Below are 20,348 nucleotides of genomic sequence, written 5' to 3' on the forward strand. Positions count from 1 at the left end.
CGTGGCGTGCTGATCCACGATTACTAGCGATTCCAACTTCATGGGCTCGAGTTGCAGAGCCCAATCCGAACTGAGACGGCTTTTTGAGATTTGCGAAGGGTCACCCCTTAGCATCCCATTGTCACCGCCATTGTAGCACGTGTGTAGCCCAGCCCGTAAGGGCCATGAGGACTTGACGTCATCCCCACCTTCCTCGCGGCTTATCACCGGCAGTCTCCTTAGAGTGCTCAACTAAATGGTAGCAACTAAGGACGGGGGTTGCGCTCGTTGCGGGACTTAACCCAACATCTCACGACACGAGCTGACGACAGCCATGCAGCACCTGTGTTCCAGGCTCCGAAGAGAAAGTCACATCTCTGCGACCGGTCCTGGACATGTCAAGGGCTGGTAAGGTTCTGCGCGTTGCGTCGAATTAAACCACATGCTCCACCGCTTGTGCGGGCCCCCGTCAATTCCTTTGAGTTTTAATCTTGCGACCGTACTCCCCAGGCGGAATGCTTAAAGCGTTAGCTGCGCCACTAGTGAGTAAACCCACTAACGGCTGGCATTCATCGTTTACGGCGTGGACTACCAGGGTATCTAATCCTGTTTGCTCCCCACGCTTTCGTGCCTCAGCGTCAGTACCGGGCCAGTGAGCCGCCTTCGCCACTGGTGTTCTTGCGAATATCTACGAATTTCACCTCTACACTCGCAGTTCCACTCACCTCTCCCGGACTCAAGATCTTCAGTATCAAAGGCAGTTCTGGAGTTGAGCTCCAGGATTTCACCCCTGACTTAAAAACCCGCCTACGCACCCTTTACGCCCAGTGATTCCGAGCAACGCTAGCCCCCTTCGTATTACCGCGGCTGCTGGCACGAAGTTAGCCGGGGCTTATTCTTGCGGTACCGTCATTATCTTCCCGCACAAAAGAGCTTTACAACCCTAGGGCCTTCATCACTCACGCGGCATGGCTGGATCAGGGTTGCCCCCATTGTCCAATATTCCCCACTGCTGCCTCCCGTAGGAGTTTGGGCCGTGTCTCAGTCCCAATGTGGCTGATCATCCTCTCAGACCAGCTACTGATCGTCGCCTTGGTAGGCCATTACCCTACCAACTAGCTAATCAGACGCGGGCCGATCTTTCGGCGATAAATCTTTCCCCGTAAGGGCTTATCCGGTATTAGCACAAGTTTCCCTGTGTTGTTCCGAACCAAAAGGTACGTTCCCACGCGTTACTCACCCGTCTGCCGCTGACGTATTGCTACGCCCGCTCGACTTGCATGTGTTAAGCCTGCCGCCAGCGTTCGCTCTGAGCCAGGATCAAACTCTCAAGTTGGACTTGAACTTTGAACCGGCTGATCACAACGTTTGACGAGGTCCCACCATTATCGACCGAAGTCGATGTGCTGCCTGCGATTCACATCGCTGGCAACGATGGTGTTTCCTTTGAAACGTGTACCGCCGAAGTCTTTCGTCCGGTCTCGATCGGAAAAGCCGAAGCTCTTCAGAAGCGAGACCCGCAAGGACTCCGCCGTCCACGTTTCTCTTTCTTCATCTTCACTTGTCAAACAGCCCGGGACCAGGAGGCCCCAACCTTCCGGAGTGGAAGGGTTCCGACACCCTTACTGACGTCGAATGACTCCAACCGATTGTGTCGGCTGTTGTGTCACTCAACAAGTTGAGGAGCATCAGTGGCGCGTTCGCTCGCCTTGGTCAGTGACCCGGCGGCGCCGCGCTCAGTGGTTGGGGTTATAGGCCGCACCTTCCGGGCTGTCAACGCCAATCGTCAACAAATCGTCGCACAGTGGATTGTCGCAAAAAATCTAGTGATTACAGTTCATTAGCGAGCCATGGAGCGCGCGAGGCGGAGCGTCTCGGTAAAAAATCTGAAAAAAAGTTTGGGCCCGGGCGGCCTCCTGAGGGGGCCTGGGAGGGTCCTGAGGGGGGCCGGAAGAGGCCTCGGGCGCCGCGTCGCCCAAGGCCCCGCGCCCGCCATTCAGGAAACTTTTTCGATCTTAGGCGCCGTACTAGAGCCACAATCCCGCGGCGTTCTGGTATGACACAAGCTTGAATCGCAGGGATGCCAGTGGGGGCTGCCGGCGATTTGCTTGGGGTTCAGGGAAGGCGATCTGACGATGACGCGGCCTTCTTCGGACATTCGAAAGACATCGAGAGACCTTCACCTGCCCAGCTGTTCGTAATTTCGACCGGGCCCTCACTTGGGGCCTTCTGAGCGCGAGCACCTGTGCGGTACGGCTTTTTCCGCAATCCCCTGGAGAGGGCGAGCTGGGGAAGGTCTGCGGCGAGGGTTCGGATCGTTGATTGGGGGACTTGGGTTGAACCAGAGGACGTCACGCGGCGCTTACGGGCGTGAGACCGGGATCATCGATCTCGGCCACGAGCCGCCGCTGTCCGTCGATGGTTCCGAGGCCGCCGTCATCGATCGCCGCCGCGTCTCGGTGCAATGGTTCAGCGGCACAATTCTGACCGGACTCTGCGGCGCAGCCCTGATCGGCGGCGCCGTATTCGCATCTCTCGACGGCGAAATGACTTTCGCCAAGGTGCCGGAGCGGGTCGAAGGCGCGCTGCGTGGCGCCTTCGGCGCGGCCGATCGCACCGCGACCCTGCACAAGAGCGACCGTCTGCCCCCGCCGAGCGACACCACGGCCTCGCGCAACATCGTCCGCGTCTCGACGGTGGCTCGCGTCGGCAACCGTGACGTGATGCGCGTCCGCCCCTTCGTTCGGATTGCCGGCAATCTGTCGATGACGACCAGCGACCTGTCGGCGAAAATCCCGCCTTTCAACGCGCAACGTCTGCTCACCGACGTCGGCTCAGACGCGAAGACTGCTGCCGACGATCCGAACAACCCCGAAGCCGTCGAGCCCGACGCCGAGGTCTCCTTCGTCACCAAGGACCTGTCGCCGGTGCTGCCGAAGGCCAAGATTTCCGCGGTCGTGGCGCTCGACGACATCCTGATGCGGGTGCGCGATGCCGCCAATTGGCGCGGCAATGGCGGGGTGCGCTACGCATCCCTCGCCAATGCCACCGCCGACGTCTCAGGCACGACCGGACCATCCGAGATGAAGATGGCCTACGCCGCCGAAGCGTCGCCGTCCGATCCCTATGCCGGTTTCGAGACCCGCGTGGTGCCTGAAAACGTCACGCTGCTGCCGAAGACGAAGGAGCAGATCACCGGCGGCAATCCGAACGGCGAGCGCGTCCACCTGGTCAAGAAGGGCGACAGCGTCGGCTCGGTCCTCCGCGATCTCGGCGCCACCGCGGAGGAGATCAAGGCGATCACGGCAACGCTCGGCCCGCGCGGCCGCGACGGCGGCCTGAAGGAAGGCGAGAAGCTTCGCATCCTGATGGCACCCGCAAGCCCCGGCGCGCGGCTCCAGCCCTACCGCGTCGTGGTCGCCAACGACACCGTGGTCGAAGCGATCGCGGCGTTGTCCGATCTCGGCAAATACGTCGCGGTCGACGTTTCCAGCATGAATACCGTCGCCGACGCTACGGCCAACACCAACAGCGACGACGATGAAGATGACGACGGCAGCGGCGTGCGGCTCTACCAGAGCATCTACGAGACCGCGATGCGCAACAAAGTGCCGATGCCCGTCATCGACGACATGATCAAGATCTACTCCTACGACGTCGATTTCCAGCGCAAGGTGCAGCCGGGCGATTCGTTCGACGTGTTCTATGCCGGCGAAGACGAGGGCTCGACGGCGGTCGACAAGAGCGAAGTGCTGTTCGCCTCGCTCACGGTCGGCGGTGAAACCAAGAAATATTATCGCTACCAGAGCCCGGACGACGGCGTCGTCGACTACTATGACGAGACCGGCAAGAGCGCGAAGAAGTTCCTGGTCCGCAAGCCCGTCAACAGCGCCATCATGCGCTCCGGCTTCGGCGGCCGCCGCCATCCGATCCTCGGCTATGTGAAGATGCACACCGGCGTCGACTGGGCCACGGCCTACGGAACGCCGATCTTCGCTGCCGGCAACGGCGTGATCGAGAAGGCCCAGCTCGAAGGCGGCTACGGCAAATACGTCCGCATCAAGCACAACAACGGCTACGAGACCGCCTATGGCCACATGTCGGCCTTTGCCAAGGGCATGGAGCCCGGCAAGAAGGTGCGGCAGGGCCAGGTCATCGGCTTCGTCGGCTCGACCGGCCAGTCGACCGGCCCGCACGTTCATTACGAGATCCTCGTCAACGGCCGCTTCGTCGACCCGATGCGCGTGAAGCTGCCGCGCGGCCGTTCGCTCGAGGGCCCGATGCTCGCGGGGTTCGAGAAGGAGCGCGACCGCCTCGACGCCATGATGAGCGGCCGGGCCGGCGCCATCGCCCGCATGTCGGATGCGACCGGCGGGCCGTTGCAGGTCAGCAACCGCTGATTGGACAAGCGGTCGAAATCGACCTGCCATCCCCCGAAACGTGATTGCGGTGCGACGTCATTTTGACGCGCCGCAATTTCAAGTTTCGTTTGCCAAAGCGGTGTGACGAGCAAATACTTTCCAAAAAGGGGAGGTCTCGCCATGACGCACAGGTTCGCCTGCGCAGCCTTCGCCGCTGCGATTTTTGCAACCACGAGCGCTTTTGCCGATGGCTGGGAGGTCACAAAGCTTGTCCCGGGCTCGGCCTTCCACGGCGTGCACGGACTCGGAATCGATAAGGACGGCCATCTGTTTGCGGGCAGCGTCGCAGGTGCGGCGCTCTATGAAGTCGACGTTGCCGCGGGTACCGCCAAGGTTGCAATCCCCGCACCTGTGGGCATGGCCGACGACATCGCCTTCGCGCCCGATGGCACCATGGCCTGGACCGGTTTCCTGACCGGCGATCTCTATGCGCGCAAGGGCGACGGCCCGATCAAGAAGCTGGCCAGCGGCCTTCCCGGCATCAATTCGCTCGCCTATCGCAGGGATGGCCGGCTCTACGCCACCACCGTCTTCCTCGGCGACACGCTCTATGAAATCGACGTCGACGGAGTCAAACCGCCGCGCCAGATCATGGACAAGATGGGCGGCCTCAACGGCTTCGAGTTCGGGCCCGACGACAAGCTCTACGGTCCGCTCTGGTTCAAGGGACAGGTCGCAAAGGTCGACGTCGACAAGGCCGAACTGACCGTCGTCGCCGACGGATTCAAGGTCCCCGCCGCGGTGAATTTCGATTCCAAGGGCAATCTCTGGGTGGTCGACACGGCGCTCGGCCAGCTCGTTCGCGTCGATCCCAAGTCCGGCACCAAGACCGTTGTCGCGCAACTGAAGCCGTCGCTGGACAATCTCGCCATCGACGACAGGGACCGCATCTACGTCTCCAACATGGCCGACAACGGCATCCAGGAGGTCGATCCGGCGACCGGCCAGGCGAAGCAAATCATCGTCGGCAAGCTCGCTTTGCCCGGCGGCATCGGCGTTACCTCTGAAAACAGCAAGGATACGATCCACGTCGCCGACGTGTTTGCCTATCGCACGGTGGACGGCGCAACCGGCGAGGTCATCGAGAAGGCGCGCATGCACGCCGACGGCGTCACCCTCGAATATCCGATGAGCGCGACGGCGAAAGGCAACGACGTGGTCCTGTCGAGCTGGTTCACCGGCACGGTACAGGTCATCGACGGCAAGTCCGGCGCGACGCGCGAGATGCTGCACGGCTTTAAGGCGCCGCACGACGCCATCGTGCTTGCCGACGGCAGCCTGCTGGTGGCCGAACTCGGCACCAAATCTCTGGTCAAAGTCAGCGGTGAGCACGGCAAGGATCGCGCCACGCTGATCGGCGGGCTTGAAGGCCCGATCGGCCTCGTCGCCGGATCGGGCGACGAGGTCTATGTCACCGAAGCCTTTGCCGGTACCGTCTCCAGGATCGACAAGAATGGCGAGAAGACGGTGCTCGCCAAGGACCTCAAAATGCCCGAAGGTCTTGCGCGCGCAAACGACGGCCGGTTGATCGTGGCGGAGGTCGGCGCCACCAGGCTGATCGAAATCGACCCGGAGAACGGCCAGGTTACGGAGATTGCGGCCAATCTTCCGATCGGCCTGATCGGAGCGCCCAATGGCCTGCCGACCCACATCCCGACCGGGGTTGCGGTCGGCAGCTCCGGCACCATCTATTTCAGCTCGGACGTCGAGAATGCGATTTACAAGGTCGTGAAGAAGTAGGCTCGCCTGGGGGGACGCCGGCCGCGGAACAGGTGCCCCGGCTTTCCTGTTAGACGCTGACGGAAACCCCCACCAGCAGGAGGACCGTCCCATGACGCGCCTCTCACGCGACGATGTCGTCAAGGCCGTGGACCGGGCCGACGACGTCACCATAGCCCAGATCATCGAAACCGGCGCAACTGTCGAGGAACTCACTGAGGCCCAAGCCTGGCTCGCCAACGACGAACCCATGATCAACGATTTGCGGCCACTGGCACAGGGCCGCGTGCGTGAACTCGTGGATATTCTCTCGGAGCTAGAACAGGACGATGACGAGCAAGGTCCTGCCGGGCCTGGCTCGGCGTCGGCAATCAGCTAAAGCGATCAACTGACAAAAATTCGCCCCGGAGAGAGCAACCTCTCCGGAGCGAATTGCTTTGGCGATGCGCGTCGGCGCTCAGTTCAGCTTGCGCTTCGGCACCGGCGCCTCGAACGGGGCGATCTCAGCGGTCTGCGGCGCCTTGCCGTTGAAGGTCAGCACATTGCCTTCAGACGAGATCGCAACCGTGTCGCCATCCCTGACGTCGCCGGCCAGGATCATCTCCGCGAGCGGATCCTGGAGGTAGCGCTGGACCACCCGCTTCAGCGGCCGCGCACCGTAGGCCGGATCCCAGCCCTTGGCCGCGAGCCAGTCGCGGCCCGAGGCGTCGAGCGTCAGCACGATCTTGCGATCGGTCAACAGCTTCTGCAGCCGCGCGAACTGGATCTCGACGATGCGGCCCATCTCGCTGCGCTGCAGGCGATGGAACAGGATGATCTCGTCGACGCGGTTGAGGAATTCCGGCCTGAAATGCCCCCGCACCATTCCCATCACCTGCTCACGCACGGCGGATGTGTCTTCGCCCTCGGGTTGATTCACCAGAAACTCCGAACCGAGGTTCGAGGTCATGATGATCAAGGTATTGCGGAAATCGACGGTACGGCCCTGGCCATCGGTCAGGCGGCCGTCGTCGAGCACCTGCAACAGCACGTTGAAGACGTCGGGATGGGCTTTCTCGATCTCGTCGAACAGCACGACCTGGTAAGGCCGGCGCCGCACCGCTTCGGTGAGCGCACCACCCTCGTCGTAACCGACATAGCCCGGAGGCGCGCCGATCAGCCGCGAGACCGAATGCTTCTCCATGTACTCGGACATGTCGAGGCGAACCATCGCGGTCTCGTCGTTGAACAGGTACTCGGCGAGCGCTTTCGTCAACTCGGTCTTGCCGACGCCGGTGGGACCCAAGAACATGAACGAGCCGGTCGGCCGATTCGGATCCTGCAGGCCCGCGCGCGAGCGGCGCACGGCCGTTGCGACGGCACGCACGGCCTCGGCTTGGCCGACGACGCGCTTGCCGAGCTGCTCCTCCATCTTGAGGAGCTTCTCCTTCTCGCCTTCCAGCATCTTGTCGACGGGCACGCCGGTCCAGCGCGAGACCACCTGCGCGATGTGGTTGGCGGTGACCGCCTCCTCCATCATCTCGCCGGAGTTCTCCTTGGCCTCGATATCAGCCAGTTGCTTTTCCAGCTGCGGGATCCGGCCGTAGGCCAGCTCGCCCGCCTTCTGAAACTCGCCGCGCCGCTGCGCATCGGCCAGATCGACGCGCAAGGCGTCGAGCTCCGACTTCAGCTTCTGGGCGTTGGAGAGCTTGCTCTTCTCCGCACTCCAGCGCGCGGTCAGCGCGGTGGATTTCTCCTCGAGCTCGGCCAGCTCCTTCTGCAGCGTTTCGAGACGCGACTTGGAGCCGAGATCGCTTTCCTTCTTCAGCGCTTCCTGCTCGATCTTGAGCCGGATGATCTCCCGATCGAGCGAATCCAGCTCTTCCGGCTTGGAATCGACCTGCATCTTCAGCCGCGCCGCGGCCTCGTCCACGAGGTCGATGGCCTTGTCCGGCAGGAAGCGGTCTGTGATGTAACGGTTGGACAGCGTCGTCGCGGCCACGAGCGCGGAATCGGTGATCCGTACACCGTGGTGCTGCTCATACTTGTCCTTGAGGCCGCGCAGGATCGAGATCGTGTCCTCGACCGAAGGCTCGCTGACGAAGATCGGCTGGAAACGCCGCGCCAGCGCCGCATCCTTCTCGACATGCTTGCGGTACTCGTCGAGCGTGGTCGCACCGATGCAGTGCAGCTCGCCGCGGGCGAGCGCGGGCTTGAGCAGGTTGGAGGCGTCCATCGCGCCCTCGCCCTTGCCGGCGCCGATCAGCGTGTGCATCTCGTCGATGAACAGGATGAAGGTGCCTTCGCTCGCGGTCACTTCCTGGAGCACGGCCTTCAGCCGCTCCTCGAACTCACCGCGGTATTTTGCACCCGCGATCAGTGCGCCAAGATCGAGCGATAGCAGCTTCTTGTCCTGGAGGCTCTCCGGCACGTCACCGTTGACGATGCGCAGCGCGAGGCCTTCGGCGATGGCGGTCTTGCCAACGCCGGGCTCGCCGATCAGGACGGGATTGTTCTTGGTCCGGCGCGAGAGCACCTGGATGGTCCGGCGGATCTCCTCGTCGCGGCCGATGACCGGGTCGAGCTTGCCGTCGCGCGCGGCCTGGGTCAGGTCGCGGGCATATTTCTTCAGCGCGTCATAGGCGTTCTCGGCGGTCGCGGAATCCGCGGTGCGGCCCTTGCGCAGCGCCTCGATGGCGGCGTTGAGGTTTTGCGGGGTGACGCCGCCCTTCGCGAGAATCGCGCCGGCCTCGCTGGTCTTCTCCAGCGTGAGGCCGAGCAGCAGACGCTCGACCGTGACAAAGCTGTCGCCCGCCTTCTCGCCGGCTTTTTCGGCGGCATCGAAGGTGCGGGCAAGCTCGGGTGCCAGATAGATCTGGCCGGCACCGCCGCCGGAAACCTTCGGCACCTTGCCCAGGGCATCCTCGGTCGCCTTCAGAATGGCGCGGGAATTACCGCCGGCGCGGTCGATCAGGCCGGAAGCCAAGCCTTCACTGTCGTCCAGCAGCACTTTCAGGAGATGCAGGGTGGAAAACTGCTGATGTCCCTCGCGCATCGCAAGCGACTGCGCGGACTGGATGAAGCCCCTGGAGCGTTCGGTATATTTATCGATATTCATGTGGTTTCTGTCCCTCGGCCTGCCCCTGGGGCCCTAACAGGCACCCCAAACGGCATCTTCATTGGGTTTCCGCTTGCCGCGTTGACGTTGCTCAACCGGCAGCGGTCGTTATCGGCCGACACTGGCGCCGGCCTGAACCAGATGTGGGAAGCGTGCCCTCGGATCGGAAGAGGCAAGTTCACAATTTCGTGCGCAGATCGGCCCACTTGGCGAGGACAGAGCGAATCCCCTAAGTAGCCGCATGACCGCCAATCAGACGGCCGAGATCACCGGCCTTTACCGCTACCCGATCAAAGGCCTGACACCGGAACCCCTGTCCCGGGTGCCCTTGCGCTCAGGCCAGACCCTGCCCTCCGATCGCCGCTACGCGATCGAGAACGGACCCAGCGGATTTGACCCGGAAGCCCCGGGATGGCAGCCCAAAATCCAGTTTCTGATGCTGGCCCGCAATGAGCGGTTGGCCTCCCTGGACAGCCGGTTCGAGGACGCGACCAATCGCCTGACCCTTCGCAAGAACGGCCAGATCGTCGCCAGCGGCGATCTCGAGACCGCCGACGGCCGCGCCGCCATCGAGGCCTATTTCGCGGAGAATTTTCATGCGGAGCTGAAGGGGCCGCCAAAAGTTCTGTCCGGCCGTGGCCACAGTTTTTCCGACGTGGCCCGCAAGGTCGTGTCCATCATCAACATCGAGAGCGTCCGCGCCATCGAGACCATGCTCGATGGCATCGCCGTCAATCCCCTGCGCTTCCGCGCCAATCTCTACGTGACGGGCTGGCCAGCCTGGTCCGAGCTCGACCTCGTCGGCCAGACGCTCGCGATCGGGCAGGCGCGGCTGAAGGTGGTGAAGCGCATCGTCCGCTGCCCGGCCACGAATGTGGATCCGGTGACGGCGAAGCGCGATCTCGAGATACCGCCGACGTTGTCGCGCCATCTCGGCCACATGGACTGCGGCATCTATGCCGAGGTGATGGCCGACGGCGAGATCGGCGTGGGCGATGCGGTCGCCGTGGAACAACCGAGATTGGTGTGAGCTTCGTAGGGTGGGTTAGCGAAGCGGATGCGCAAGGCGCAATCCGCTAGCTAACCCACCCTACGCACCGTCACCTCAATTCGGCATCACATACGCATAGATGCGGCCGCGCGAGATCGGGGCCTCGCGGACGCGATTGCCGTTGTTGCCGGAGATCATGATCGGATTGCCGTGCGCGTCGATGCCGGTAATGATGCCGACATGCCCGCCGCGGCGGCCGCGCGACATCACCGCGATGGCCCCGACCTGCGGGCCGGAGACGCGCGTGCCGTAATGCGCGAACGAGCTCGCCATGTCGGACCCGGTGCCCTGATGGCCGGTCTTCTGAAGCACCATGTTCATGAAACGCGCGCACCACAGACTGCCGCGCCCAGTCGGATTGCCGCCGAGATAACGGCGCGCCTCGGACACGAGCCCCGATCCACCGCCGAAGCCGCCGCTCGCGACCGCGCCGCCGCCATTGGCGCTCGGATCATAGCTGGCCTGCGTGTTGGCGAATCCACTCCCCTGCAACTGCGCCGCGCTGCGCTCGAAGCGCGAGCTGCCTGCATGGTGGCGATAATGATGATGCCTGGCGTGATGCACGTAGGCGTGCCGCTCCGCGCTGTGACGATGATGGGGCCGCGCTGAGGCCGGAGAAACGAACGCGGCACAAGCCGCGAAGATGAACGCCAGCGCGACAACACAACGCGACAGGCGAGACGCAAACAACTCAACCATACTTCATCCTCGTTGACACCCCCACTTCCCAAGTCGGCCCGTGCGGTGGCCGACATCGACAGAGGCCGTTAAGCCGCCCGATGTGGCGAGAAAAAGACACCATGGCCCGTGAATAGCTGCGATGATTTTGCGGCAATGTTGGTGTGAAGCCGCCTCATTGCCGACATCTGCATTAACCGCAATTCTCAAGTCGCGGCTTGAAGAGAGGGAAACAGTTAATACCCCACGCCACGACCAGGGACGGCGTCCGCCTCCCGTTCGAGGAAGCGGGTCAGGCAACGCCGATACTTTTTCTGCACGAGTTCAAGCAGTGCCGCGCCAATGCCGATCAATTCGAGACGCTGGGCTCGGCGGGAGTCGCAAAGGTCACGCGCGAGGCGCCGAGCCGGATTCCCTTTCTGGTGAAGGGCCCGCGCGGCTTTCAGGGCTCGCGGCCGTCGATCTTTGCGATGGCTGATGCGATCAGGGGCGCTGCGACGCCCCGCGCTGATCATCTGCGGCGACGAGGATGACCCTTGCATCGGGCGCGAGACTGTTTCGAAAAGCATCTACCGGCCTCGCGATGTTTCCGAAGTCGGGACTCCGTCCGTTGCGAGCGCAGCGAAGCCATCCGGAATCCTTCCGCGGACACTCTGGATTGCTTCGTCCCAAGAGCTCCTCGCAGTGACGACGGATCGAGCTGAGTTCCTTGGGGCAAGGCGATCTTTACTTCCCCTGCCCGCGCGTGAGCAGAAACACGCCCTGTTCGCCGAACAGATTCCACACCCACCATGGCAGCCGAAGCCGCAGCGGGCGGCCGTAGAGGTCGAGCGCCTCCGCGCGCTCCATCTTGACGTGGATCTCGTCGCAGAGTTCGACGAAATCCTTGATCGTGCAGAAATGGATGTTGGAGGTGTCGTACCAGCTCGCCGGCAGGTTCTCCGTGCGCGGCATGTGGCCGCCGATCAAGAGCTGCAGGCGCATGCGCCAGAAGCCGAAATTGGGGAACGACACGATGGCGCGGCGGCCGATGCGCAGGAGGTTCTCCAGCACGACCTTGGGCTGCCGCGTCGCCTGCAGCGTCTGCGACAGGATCACGTAGTCGAAGGCATCGTCGGGATAGTTGACGAGGTCGGTATCGGCATCGCCCTGCACCACCGCGAGGCCCTTGGCCACGCAGCGGTTGACGCCCTCGCGCGACAGTTCGATGCCGCGGCCGTCGATGCCGCGGGTCTCCAAGAGCTGCAGCAGATCGCCGTCACCGCAGCCAACGTCGAGCACTTTCGAGCCGGGCTTGACCATTTCGGCGACCAGCAGATGGTCGGCGCGAAATGGACCGGGCTGTTCGGACGCGAGGCCATTGAGCGGCAGCAGTTCCTGTACAGACATCGCCAGCCGTCCTCGTCAGTCGTTCTTGCCGGTCAACCCGCGCGCCTTGCCCGCCGATTGCAGGAAGGCACGCGAGATGTCGAAGAATTCGGGCACGTCGAGCAGGAACGCGTCGTGGCCGCGGTCGGTCTCGATCTCGGCGAATGACACCCGCGCGCTCGAGGCGTTCAGCGCGTGCACCAGCGCGCGCGATTCCGACGTCGGGAACAGCCAGTCGCTGGTGAAGGAGACCACGCAGAAGCGCGTCTCGATCCCGGCGAACGCTTTCGCCAGCACGCCGCCATGGTCGCCGGCGATATCGAAATAGTCCATCGCGCGGGTCAGATACAGATAGGAGTTGGCGTCGAAGCGTTCGACAAAGGACGAGCCCTGGTAGCGCAGATAGGACTCGACCTGGAAGTCGGCGTCGAACGAGAAGGTCGGCAGCTCGCGGTCCTGCATGCGGCGGCCGAACTTGCGATGCAGCGCGGCGTCCGAGAGATAGGTGATGTGCGCCGCCATGCGCGCGACCGCAAGGCCGCGATGCGGATGGATGCCCTGATCGGCGTAGGCGCCGTTGTGCCAGTCGGGATCGGCCATCACGGCCTGGCGGCCGAGCTCGTGGAAGGCGATGTTCTGCGCGGAGTGCCGCGTCGAGCAGGCAATCGCCAGCGCGGAGTAGACGCGCGCAGGGTACGCCGCGGTCCATTGCAGCACCTGCATGCCGCCCATCGAGCCGCCGACCACGGCAAACAGCGTATCGATGCCGAGCCGGTCGATCAGCATCGCCTGCGCGCGCACCATGTCCGGGATGGTGATGACGGGGAAATCGAGGCCCCAGACCTTGCCGGTCGCGGGATTGATCGAGGCTGGACCCGTAGAGCCCATGCAGCCGCCGATCACGTTGGAGCAGATGATGAAGTACCTGGCAGGATCGAGGGGCCGACCGGGACCGACCAGCGTCTCCCACCAGCCGGATTTGCCGGTGACGGGATGCACATTGGCGACGTGCTGGTCGCCAGTCAGCGCATGGCAGATCAGAACCGCGTTGGAGCGATCGGCGTTGAGCTCGCCATAGGTCTTGTAGGCGATCTGGAACGGGGTGAGATCGACGCCGCAATCCAGCCGCAGCGGCTGGTCCGCGCCGAACAGCGCGACTTCCGAACTCGGATGATCGACCTCATGCGACCGGTCGTCGGCACTGATCGCGGGACTGGGTACGGACTTGACGCCAACCATCTCTGACCATCGACCTCGTTTGCGATCGGACTTCAGATCGCGACTGACATCAGGCCATGAAAAACCCGGCCTGAACGATAGGTTCGGCCGGGATCGAAAGCGTCCCCGGCCTGTTTAGCGAGTTTTTTAACGTGGCTGCAAGCCGGCCGGCTCAAATGACCACGGAACAGGCAAAAACCTACCGGCTTGGGCCCATTTCGTCAAGTCGCGCTCCGGATGAACCAAAATCGTCTCTCACTGGGCAGCTCTGCAGGACGTCATTTCTCTTTGCTTTCGCCGCCCTGACTGCCTAATCAGGACATTGCCCGCAGCTTCCCAACAGTCCTGTCAGACATGTCCCAACGCCCGCCCGCGCCACCATCGCTCCAGGAATTGCGCAAGGAGATCGACGCGATCGACGAGGGCATGCACCGCCTGCTGATGCAGCGCGGCGACATCATCGACCGGCTGATCCAGGTGAAGCAGACCCAGGAGGTCGGCTCCGCGTTCCGCCCGGCGCGCGAGGCCTCGATGATGCGCGAGATCGTGCAGCGCCATCGCGGCATCCTGCCGCTCGACACGGTCGAAAGCATCTGGCGCGTCATCATCTCGACCTTCACCTATGTCCAGGCGCCGTTCTCCGTGCATGCCGACATCTCGGTGAGCGAGCCCGCGATGCGCGATTCCGTGCGCTTCCATTTCGGCTTCACCGTTCCTTACGTCGCACATTTCAGTGCACAGGCAGCGGTGGAGGCGGTGGCGAAATCCAAGGGTGATCTGGCGCTGGTCTCGGCGACCTCGAGCCGCACGCCGTGGTGGCTGGAGCTCGAAGCCGACGGCGCGCCGAAGATCATCGCGCGCATGCCCTTCGTCGAGCGCGCCGACCATCCGGCCGCGCTGCCCGTGTTCGCGGTGTCCCGCGTTGCCGACAGTGCCGTGGTGACGGAGGTCGAAACGTTCAGCGTGCGTGTCTCGGGGTGGAACGCCGAGGTCGCGCGGGCGCTGTCGCCGCTCGCCGAGATCGTGGCGGTGCCCGATACCGCCTTCGACGGCGCGGCGCTGCTGGTCTCAGTCGCGGGCGCCGCCAGCATCGACAAGATCAGGGCGGCCCTGATCGCAGCGGGGGCCTCCGTGCGCTCCACGGCCCTCGTCGGCAGCCACGCAACGCGCTATACGGTGCCCCCGACCGGGTCGAAATCGTAGATCGCGAACCGCCTCAAGACCATTTTCGGAGTTGAAGATGTCCCGCCCCGTGCCGAATCCCGGCATTCTCGATATTGCGCCCTACACGCCCGGCAAGAGCCCGGTCGCCGAGCCGGGCCGCAAGGTGTTCAAGCTCTCGGCCAACGAGACGCCGTTCGGACCCTCGCCCAGGGCGATCGAGGCCTTCAAGCATGTCGCGGAGCATCTGGAAGACTACCCCGAGGGAACCTCGCGCGTGCTGCGCGAGGCGATCGGCCGCTCGTTCGGGCTCGACCCGAACCGCATCATCTGCGGCGCCGGCTCGGACGAAATCCTCAACCTGCTCGCCCACACCTATCTCAGCCACGGCGACGAGGCGATCTCGACCACGCACGGCTTTCTGGTCTACCCGATCGCAACCATGGCGGTCGGCGCCAAGAACGTGGTCGCGGCCGAGAAGAACCTGACCTGCGACGTCGACGCCATTCTCAACGCAGTGACGCCGCGCACGAAGCTGGTCTGGCTCGCCAATCCCAACAACCCGACCGGCACCTATGTGCCGTTCGACGAGGTCAAGCGCCTGCGCGCCGGCCTGCCCTCGCACGTGCTGCTGGTGCTCGATGCCGCCTATGCCGACTATGTCTCGCGCAACGATTACGAGATGGGAATCGAGCTCGTCGCCACCACGGAGAATACCGTGGTGACGCACACCTTCTCAAAGATCCACGGTCTTGCGGCACTGCGCGTCGGCTGGATGTTCGGCCCCGAACACGTCGTCGACGCGGTCAACCGCATCCGCGGACCCTTCAACGTGTCCACGCCGGCGATGTATGCCGCGGTCGCGGCGATCGAGGACACCGCCCACCAGGCGATGTCGAAGCAGTTCACCGAGACCTGGCGCAACTGGCTCACCGAGGAGATCGGCAAGCTCGGGCTGAAGGTGACGCCGGGCGTCGCCAATTTCGTGCTGATCCACTTTCCGCAGGAGGGCAAGACGGCGGACGCCGCCGACGCCTTCCTCACCAAGCGCGGCCTGGTGCTGCGGGCGTTGAAGAACTACGGCCTGCAGCATGCGCTGCGCATGACCATCGGCACCGAGGAGGCCAACCGCCTCGTCGTCGACGCCTTGCGCGACTTCATGGCCGGCAAATGAGTGTGGATCCGCACTTCCAGCGCATCGCGCTGATCGGCTTCGGCCTGATCGGCGGCTCAATCGCACGCGCTGCGAAGCGCCAGGGTCTGGCCGGCGAGATCGTCACCACCGCGCGCTCGGAGAAGACGCGTGCGCGGGTGCTGGAGCTCGGCATCGTCGACCGGGTCGTGGCGACAAATGCGGAAGCGGTGAAGGACGCCGATCTCGTCATCCTCTGCATCCCCGTCGGCGCCTGCGGGCCGGTGGCGCAGGAGATTGCGGCGCATCTCAAGCCCGGCGCAGTGATCTCGGATGTCGGCTCGGTCAAGGGCGCCATCGTCAGGGACATGGCGCCGCATTTGCCGGAGACCGTTCATTTCGTGCCGGCACATCCGGTCGCAGGCACCGAGCATTCGGGGCCGGATTCCGGCTTCGCCGAGCTCTTCATCAACCGCTGGTGCATCCTCACGCCGCCTGAAGGCACCGACGCCGAGGCCACCGCGCACCTGCGCGCTTTCTGGGCGGCTATGGGCGCCAGAGTCGAGGTGATGACGCCGGATCACCATGATCTCGTGCTCGCAATCACCAGCCATCTGCCGCATCTGATCGCCTACACCATCGTCGGCACCGCCGACGAGCTGGCGCAGGTGACGGAATCGGAAGTGATCAAGTTCTCCGCCGGCGGCTTCCGCGACTTCACCCGCATCGCAGCCTCCGATCCGACGATGTGGCGCGACGTCTTCCTCGCCAACAAGGACGCCGTGCTGGAGATGCTCGGCACCTTCACCGAGGATCTCGCCAAGCTCACCCGCGCGATCCGCCGTGGCGACGGCGAGGCGCTGTTCGACCATTTCACCCGCACCCGCGCCATCCGTCGCGGAATCGTCGAGATCGGCCAGGATTCGGCCGCAGCCGACTTCGGCCGCCAGCACGGGCAGCTCGACAAGAAGCCGGGCTAACCAATCCTTGATCCCTGCGATGCGACGGCGTCCGGCCGGCGCTTCATCATCATGGCGCGAAGGCGCCGTGAGCGCGGATCAATACAGCGGGGGAATCTGGCCGACCTTGATGGGGCCGAGCATCACGGCGCCATCGGCGAATTTGAGCGGAAAGGTACGGGCCTTCTTGCCCTCGAGCGTGCTCTCGGTGCCAATCGAATTGATGCCGGCGGCAACACCGGCATTGGCGTTCTGCTTGATGACCTTGCCGAGGCCGGGAACGGCGCGGTCGAGTGCGCCGAAGAGATTGTTGAGATCCTGCGACTTGACGCCGGGCGCGACGCGATCGAGCGTCGCCTGCGGCACGCCGTCTTCCAGCATCTTCTCGATGCCGAGCGCCGGGATGATGCGCTCGAGGCCGGTCACGGTCATCTGCAATTCGCCGTCCAATCGGCCATTGGCCGAGAGGCCCAGCGTGCCGGCTGCGACCGCGATCATCTCGCCCTGCTGGATCCGCGACTGCACGATCTCGATATGGCCGCCGGCGGCCTGGATCTCCCGGAAGCGCTGCGGCCAGGGCTTCGGTGTGAGATCGGAAAGCCCGGTGATCTTCGCGCGCGTGTCGGCCTCGAACGGCTCGGCGAGCAACGGATGGACGCCCTGAATACTGCCCTGCGAAATCTGGAGCACGGTCTCGATGACAGGATGATCTGCCGACGATCCGTCCGCGAGACGTCCATGCAGCTCGATTTCCTTGGCGCGCGCAAGGGGTACCTGCACGGCGCCGTCGACCCTGACGATGCTGGGATCGTCGAACACGATCGAGGCGCGCTCCGGGATGGCCGGCAGGCCGATCACGCTGCTGCGGCCCTTGCTCCAGTTCACCACGAAGGTGTTTTGCGTGACGCCGTCGACCAGCGTTGCGGGCGCCGAGAACTCGGCGATGACGTGCTTGGGATCGTAGACCTGTCCCACGACCAGAATGTTGTCGAGCTTGGCCGTGAAGGGGGTCTTGCTCGCATTCTGCGAGACCAAGGCGACGCTGGCGCCGGAGCACTGAATCTCGAAGCGGAACGGGAATCCCGCGATCGAGCGCCTGGCGCAATCATAGATGCGCCCGGCCTTGGCCTCCTGCGCGCGCCAGGCATCGACCGCCACCCCGGCCTGCGAGGCCGCATAGAACCAGAAGCCGCTCCAGGCGGCTGCAAGGATCAGGAGGAGGACGGGAGCAATGAAAAGCCCCCAACGGGAGCGCCGGCGTACGGCAATGGTCATATCGGACATGCGGCGACCCTTTGGTCCCAGATTTTGTCAAAATGTAAGCGAGGCAGGCCCGGGACAAAAGGCGGAGAATTCGCTTCGCTTGGGCAACCACTTCTGGTAGCGGTGCCCGAAATGTCGGAAATCACCCCCCCCTCCGTCACATCAGCCAAGGGCGACCTCTGGGTGTTCGGCTACGGCTCCCTGATGTGGCGGCCGGGCTTCGAATTCGAGGAGCGCGTCCCGGCGCGGCTGGTCGGCGAGCATCGTGCGCTCTGCGTCTATTCCTTCGTGCATCGCGGCACACCGGAACAGCCCGGCCTGGTGCTGGGGCTCGACCGCGGCGGCGCCTGCCGCGGCATCGCTTTCCGCGTCGCTGAAAAGAACCGCGCCGACGTCGTCGCTTACTTGCGCGCGCGCGAGCAGGTGACGTCGGTCTATCGCGAGGTGATGCGCTCGGTGTGGCTGGAGAATGAAGCGCGCGAGCGCGTCTCGGCGCTCGCCTACGTCGTCGACCGCGGCCATGTCCAATATGCCGGGCGGCTGTCGCTCGCCGACCAGCATCGCCATGTGCTGCAAGGCCACGGCCAGTCCGGCGCCAACCGCGATTACGTGACCGCGACCGTGAAGGCGATCGAGGCCGAGGGCTTTCGCGACACGCAATTGCATCAGCTCGCGATGATGCTGCATGGTGACGCGCATACTTCGCACGCGCCGGCGCCCGACGAAAACAGAGACAGTCGCTAGCTGCCCGACGGAGCATAACTCGGCGCGCTGCCGATCAACTGCTCCTGCTCCTTGCGGCCGGCCTCGACGAGGCGAGCGGTCGCATCTTCGATCGCGGTCTGCACGCGCGTGAGAAATTGGTCCTTGGGCAGGCTCGGCGGCAGCGGATCGAGAAACTCCACCACCAACGTGCCGGGATAGCGCATGAAGGTTCGGCGCGGCCAGAACAGGCCGGAATTGAGCGCGATCGGCAGACACGACACGCCACAGGACGAATAGATCTGCGCAAAGCCGGTTTTGTAATCCGGCGGCGCCCCCGGCGCGCGACGGGTGCCTTCGGGAAAGATGACGAGCTGACCGCCTGCGCGCACGGCCTCGCGCGCGCGCCGCGTCATGTCCAGCAGAGCCTTCACGCCGGCATTGCGATCGATCGCGATCATCCCGGTCTTGACCAGGAACTGACCGAACACCGGAATCTGCATGAGCTGGCGCTTGAGGATGAAGATCGGCCGGTGAAAGAAGCCCGGCAGCACGAAGGTTTCCCAGAACGACTGGTGCTTCGCCACGATCACCAGCGGTCCCTGCGGAATCTTCTCGACCCCGCGGAATTCGACCTTGATGTTGCAGACCACGCGCATCAGCACCAGTGTGGCCTTTGCCCACCACTCGGCCACCGTCAGCATGGCACGCGGCGGCAAGGCGAAGGTTGGCAGCGCCACGATCGCGAGGCATACCAGCACCGCGTAGAACAGCACGTTGAACAGGAGCGAACGGAGGAAAATCAGGAACATCGAAAATCCGATCAATTGGCCTGCGCCGTTGCAGGCCGCCTGGATTGCAGACCCGCAGGCTGCTCCGACATCTCGGGCGAAAGGTCAATCCCGAAATCCTCCAGCCGAACCCTGAGCTCGGCGGCGATGTACTTGACGTATTCCAACAGCAAGAGCCGCAGCGTCGAGCCCGAGGTCCACCACGGCTCCTCGCGCCATTTGTCACCCACCACCGCGAACGGGACCAGCACCGTTTCCGGCATCGCATGCGAGAATTCCACCAGCGCGCGCGGCATGTGGTAGTTCGAGGTGACCACGATCAACGATTTGAAGCCTCGTCCCTCGGCCCAGCGCCGCGCCTCTGCCGCGTTGCCGCGGGTCGTGAGCGCGGTGCGGTCGAGATCGACGCAGCAGGCCATGAAGGATTGGTTCTCCGGCAGCGTCCGGGAGATGTCATTGGCGGTTGAGGTCGGGTGCACGCCCGAGATCAGGAGCCTCTTGCCGTAGCCGGCCGCCAGCAGCTCCATCGCGTCCGGCACCCGCGAAGAGCCGCCGGTCAGCACCACAATTCCGTCGGCCTTGCGATCAGGGGCGATCTCGGCGCCGCGCAGTTGCGACAGGAACGCGACGAATCCCGCCGCAGCGGCGACAAAGGCGAACGCGATCGTCGATACGACCGTCGCGCGCAGCCAGCCGCGCGGCAGTTTCGGCGATCGATCGTCGGTCGGCGAGGTCATTATGATGTCGGTAGTCCCTTCCCGAATGATTTTAGGACGTTTTGAGGCGAAGTGGAGTCCGGTTTATCGGGC

The 20,348-nt window shown here is 63.9% G+C and carries 15 protein-coding genes, 1 rRNA gene, 1 pseudogene and 1 riboswitch (1 of these 18 cut by a window edge); of the genes and pseudogenes, 9 read left to right on the top strand and 8 right to left on the bottom strand.

The window, feature by feature from the left end; translation table 11 throughout:
* Positions 1-1,315: ribosomal RNA gene (locus ACVIIW_RS05715) — 16S ribosomal RNA — on the bottom strand; it reaches 172 nt to the left of the window's first position.
* 1,000 nt (positions 1,316-2,315) lie between these two features.
* Here ACVIIW_RS05715 and ACVIIW_RS05720 point away from each other — a divergent pair.
* The 3 genes from ACVIIW_RS05720 (at position 2,316) to ACVIIW_RS05730 (ending at position 6,498) form a co-directional block, all read left to right on the top strand.
* Positions 2,316-4,379 carry a M23 family metallopeptidase gene (locus ACVIIW_RS05720; RefSeq protein WP_456699848.1) on the top strand — a complete coding sequence of 688 codons (2,064 nt, stop codon included), beginning with the start codon at positions 2,316-2,318 and terminating at the stop codon, positions 4,377-4,379.
* A 141-nt stretch (positions 4,380-4,520) separates the two neighbouring features.
* On the top strand, positions 4,521-6,140 hold the full coding sequence (locus tag ACVIIW_RS05725) for a hypothetical protein (RefSeq protein WP_456699849.1): 1,620 nt from the start codon (positions 4,521-4,523) through the stop codon (positions 6,138-6,140).
* Between the two features lie 91 nt (positions 6,141-6,231).
* A complete protein-coding gene (locus ACVIIW_RS05730; protein WP_456699850.1) occupies positions 6,232-6,498 on the top strand; it encodes a hypothetical protein in 267 nt (88 codons plus the stop codon).
* Between the two features lie 78 nt (positions 6,499-6,576).
* On the opposite strand, the gene clpB is transcribed toward ACVIIW_RS05730, so the two are convergent.
* Positions 6,577-9,216 (bottom strand): ATP-dependent chaperone ClpB, encoded by a 2,640-nt coding sequence (gene clpB / locus ACVIIW_RS05735; RefSeq protein WP_456699851.1) that lies wholly within the window; start codon positions 9,214-9,216, stop codon positions 6,577-6,579.
* Between the two features lie 241 nt (positions 9,217-9,457).
* Between clpB and ACVIIW_RS05740 the strand changes: the two genes are divergently transcribed.
* Complete coding sequence (locus tag ACVIIW_RS05740) at positions 9,458-10,246, top strand: MOSC domain-containing protein (RefSeq protein WP_456699852.1); 789 nt, start codon at positions 9,458-9,460, stop codon at positions 10,244-10,246.
* Between the two features lie 75 nt (positions 10,247-10,321).
* Here ACVIIW_RS05740 and ACVIIW_RS05745 read toward each other — a convergent pair whose 3' ends face one another.
* A complete protein-coding gene (locus ACVIIW_RS05745) occupies positions 10,322-10,966 on the bottom strand; it encodes a TIGR02594 family protein (RefSeq protein WP_456699853.1) in 645 nt (214 codons plus the stop codon).
* 218 nt (positions 10,967-11,184) lie between these two features.
* Here ACVIIW_RS05745 and ACVIIW_RS05750 point away from each other — a divergent pair.
* Positions 11,185-11,546 (top strand): annotated as a pseudogene (locus tag ACVIIW_RS05750) (alpha/beta fold hydrolase); the annotation flags it as partial.
* 125 nt (positions 11,547-11,671) lie between these two features.
* Here the strand turns inward: ACVIIW_RS05750 and metW are convergent.
* Together metW and metX are read right to left on the bottom strand one after the other, a co-directional pair.
* Complete coding sequence (gene metW, locus ACVIIW_RS05755) at positions 11,672-12,334, bottom strand: methionine biosynthesis protein MetW (RefSeq protein ID WP_456699854.1); 663 nt, start codon at positions 12,332-12,334, stop codon at positions 11,672-11,674.
* 15 nt (positions 12,335-12,349) lie between these two features.
* Positions 12,350-13,552, bottom strand: a complete 1,203-nt coding sequence (gene metX / locus ACVIIW_RS05760; RefSeq protein ID WP_456699855.1) for a homoserine O-acetyltransferase MetX — start codon at positions 13,550-13,552, stop codon at positions 12,350-12,352.
* 93 nt (positions 13,553-13,645) lie between these two features.
* Positions 13,646-13,725, bottom strand: a riboswitch (SAM riboswitch).
* A 160-nt stretch (positions 13,726-13,885) separates the two neighbouring features.
* Here metX and ACVIIW_RS05765 point away from each other — a divergent pair.
* Genes ACVIIW_RS05765 through ACVIIW_RS05775 form a run of 3 tightly spaced genes read left to right on the top strand, consistent with a single transcriptional unit; the run spans position 13,886 to position 16,804 of the window.
* Positions 13,886-14,734: a chorismate mutase gene (locus ACVIIW_RS05765; RefSeq protein WP_456699856.1), complete on the top strand. Its 849-nt coding sequence runs from the start codon at positions 13,886-13,888 to the stop codon at positions 14,732-14,734.
* Positions 14,735-14,771: 37 nt separating this feature from the next.
* On the top strand, positions 14,772-15,866 hold the full coding sequence (gene hisC, locus ACVIIW_RS05770) for a histidinol-phosphate transaminase (RefSeq protein WP_456699857.1): 1,095 nt from the start codon (positions 14,772-14,774) through the stop codon (positions 15,864-15,866).
* Positions 15,863-16,804, top strand: a complete 942-nt coding sequence (locus ACVIIW_RS05775; RefSeq protein WP_456699858.1) for a prephenate/arogenate dehydrogenase family protein — start codon at positions 15,863-15,865, stop codon at positions 16,802-16,804. The genes hisC and ACVIIW_RS05775 overlap by 4 nt, the downstream gene beginning before the upstream one ends.
* Positions 16,805-16,882: 78 nt before the next feature.
* Here the strand turns inward: ACVIIW_RS05775 and ACVIIW_RS05780 are convergent, their stop codons facing one another.
* Complete coding sequence (locus ACVIIW_RS05780; RefSeq protein WP_456699859.1) at positions 16,883-18,067, bottom strand: DUF2125 domain-containing protein; 1,185 nt, start codon at positions 18,065-18,067, stop codon at positions 16,883-16,885.
* A 111-nt stretch (positions 18,068-18,178) separates the two neighbouring features.
* Here ACVIIW_RS05780 and ACVIIW_RS05785 point away from each other — a divergent pair, with 111 nt between their 5' ends.
* The gene (locus ACVIIW_RS05785; RefSeq protein ID WP_456699860.1) at positions 18,179-18,790 is read left to right on the top strand and encodes a gamma-glutamylcyclotransferase; all 612 of its coding nucleotides are present in this window, start codon (positions 18,179-18,181) and stop codon (positions 18,788-18,790) included.
* On the opposite strand, the gene ACVIIW_RS05790 is transcribed toward ACVIIW_RS05785, so the two are convergent.
* A complete protein-coding gene (locus tag ACVIIW_RS05790; RefSeq protein ID WP_456699861.1) occupies positions 18,787-19,560 on the bottom strand; it encodes a lysophospholipid acyltransferase family protein in 774 nt (257 codons plus the stop codon). The two genes, ACVIIW_RS05785 and ACVIIW_RS05790, sit on opposite strands and share 4 nt — an antisense overlap.
* 11 nt (positions 19,561-19,571) lie before the next feature.
* On the bottom strand, positions 19,572-20,276 hold the full coding sequence (locus ACVIIW_RS05795) for a YdcF family protein (protein WP_456699862.1): 705 nt from the start codon (positions 20,274-20,276) through the stop codon (positions 19,572-19,574).
* Positions 20,277-20,348 lie beyond the last annotated feature (72 nt).

The organism is Bradyrhizobium sp. USDA 4449, assembly GCF_054056275.1.

Coding starts and splice junctions, on each gene's coding strand:
- ACVIIW_RS05785 (WP_456699860.1), top strand. CDS start 18,179: ATGTCGGAAATCACCCCCCCCTCCGTCACATCAGCCAAGGGCGACCTC.
- ACVIIW_RS05765 (WP_456699856.1), top strand. CDS start 13,886: ATGTCCCAACGCCCGCCCGCGCCACCATCGCTCCAGGAATTGCGCAAG.
- ACVIIW_RS05780 (WP_456699859.1), bottom strand. CDS start 18,067: ATGTCCGATATGACCATTGCCGTACGCCGGCGCTCCCGTTGGGGGCTT.
- clpB (WP_456699851.1), bottom strand. CDS start 9,216: ATGAATATCGATAAATATACCGAACGCTCCAGGGGCTTCATCCAGTCC.
- ACVIIW_RS05730 (WP_456699850.1), top strand. CDS start 6,232: ATGACGCGCCTCTCACGCGACGATGTCGTCAAGGCCGTGGACCGGGCC.
- ACVIIW_RS05725 (WP_456699849.1), top strand. CDS start 4,521: ATGACGCACAGGTTCGCCTGCGCAGCCTTCGCCGCTGCGATTTTTGCA.
- metX (WP_456699855.1), bottom strand. CDS start 13,552: ATGGTTGGCGTCAAGTCCGTACCCAGTCCCGCGATCAGTGCCGACGAC.
- ACVIIW_RS05745 (WP_456699853.1), bottom strand. CDS start 10,966: ATGGTTGAGTTGTTTGCGTCTCGCCTGTCGCGTTGTGTTGTCGCGCTG.
- ACVIIW_RS05775 (WP_456699858.1), top strand. CDS start 15,863: ATGAGTGTGGATCCGCACTTCCAGCGCATCGCGCTGATCGGCTTCGGC.
- hisC (WP_456699857.1), top strand. CDS start 14,772: ATGTCCCGCCCCGTGCCGAATCCCGGCATTCTCGATATTGCGCCCTAC.
- metW (WP_456699854.1), bottom strand. CDS start 12,334: ATGTCTGTACAGGAACTGCTGCCGCTCAATGGCCTCGCGTCCGAACAG.
- ACVIIW_RS05790 (WP_456699861.1), bottom strand. CDS start 19,560: ATGTTCCTGATTTTCCTCCGTTCGCTCCTGTTCAACGTGCTGTTCTAC.
- ACVIIW_RS05740 (WP_456699852.1), top strand. CDS start 9,458: ATGACCGCCAATCAGACGGCCGAGATCACCGGCCTTTACCGCTACCCG.
- ACVIIW_RS05795 (WP_456699862.1), bottom strand. CDS start 20,276: ATGACCTCGCCGACCGACGATCGATCGCCGAAACTGCCGCGCGGCTGG.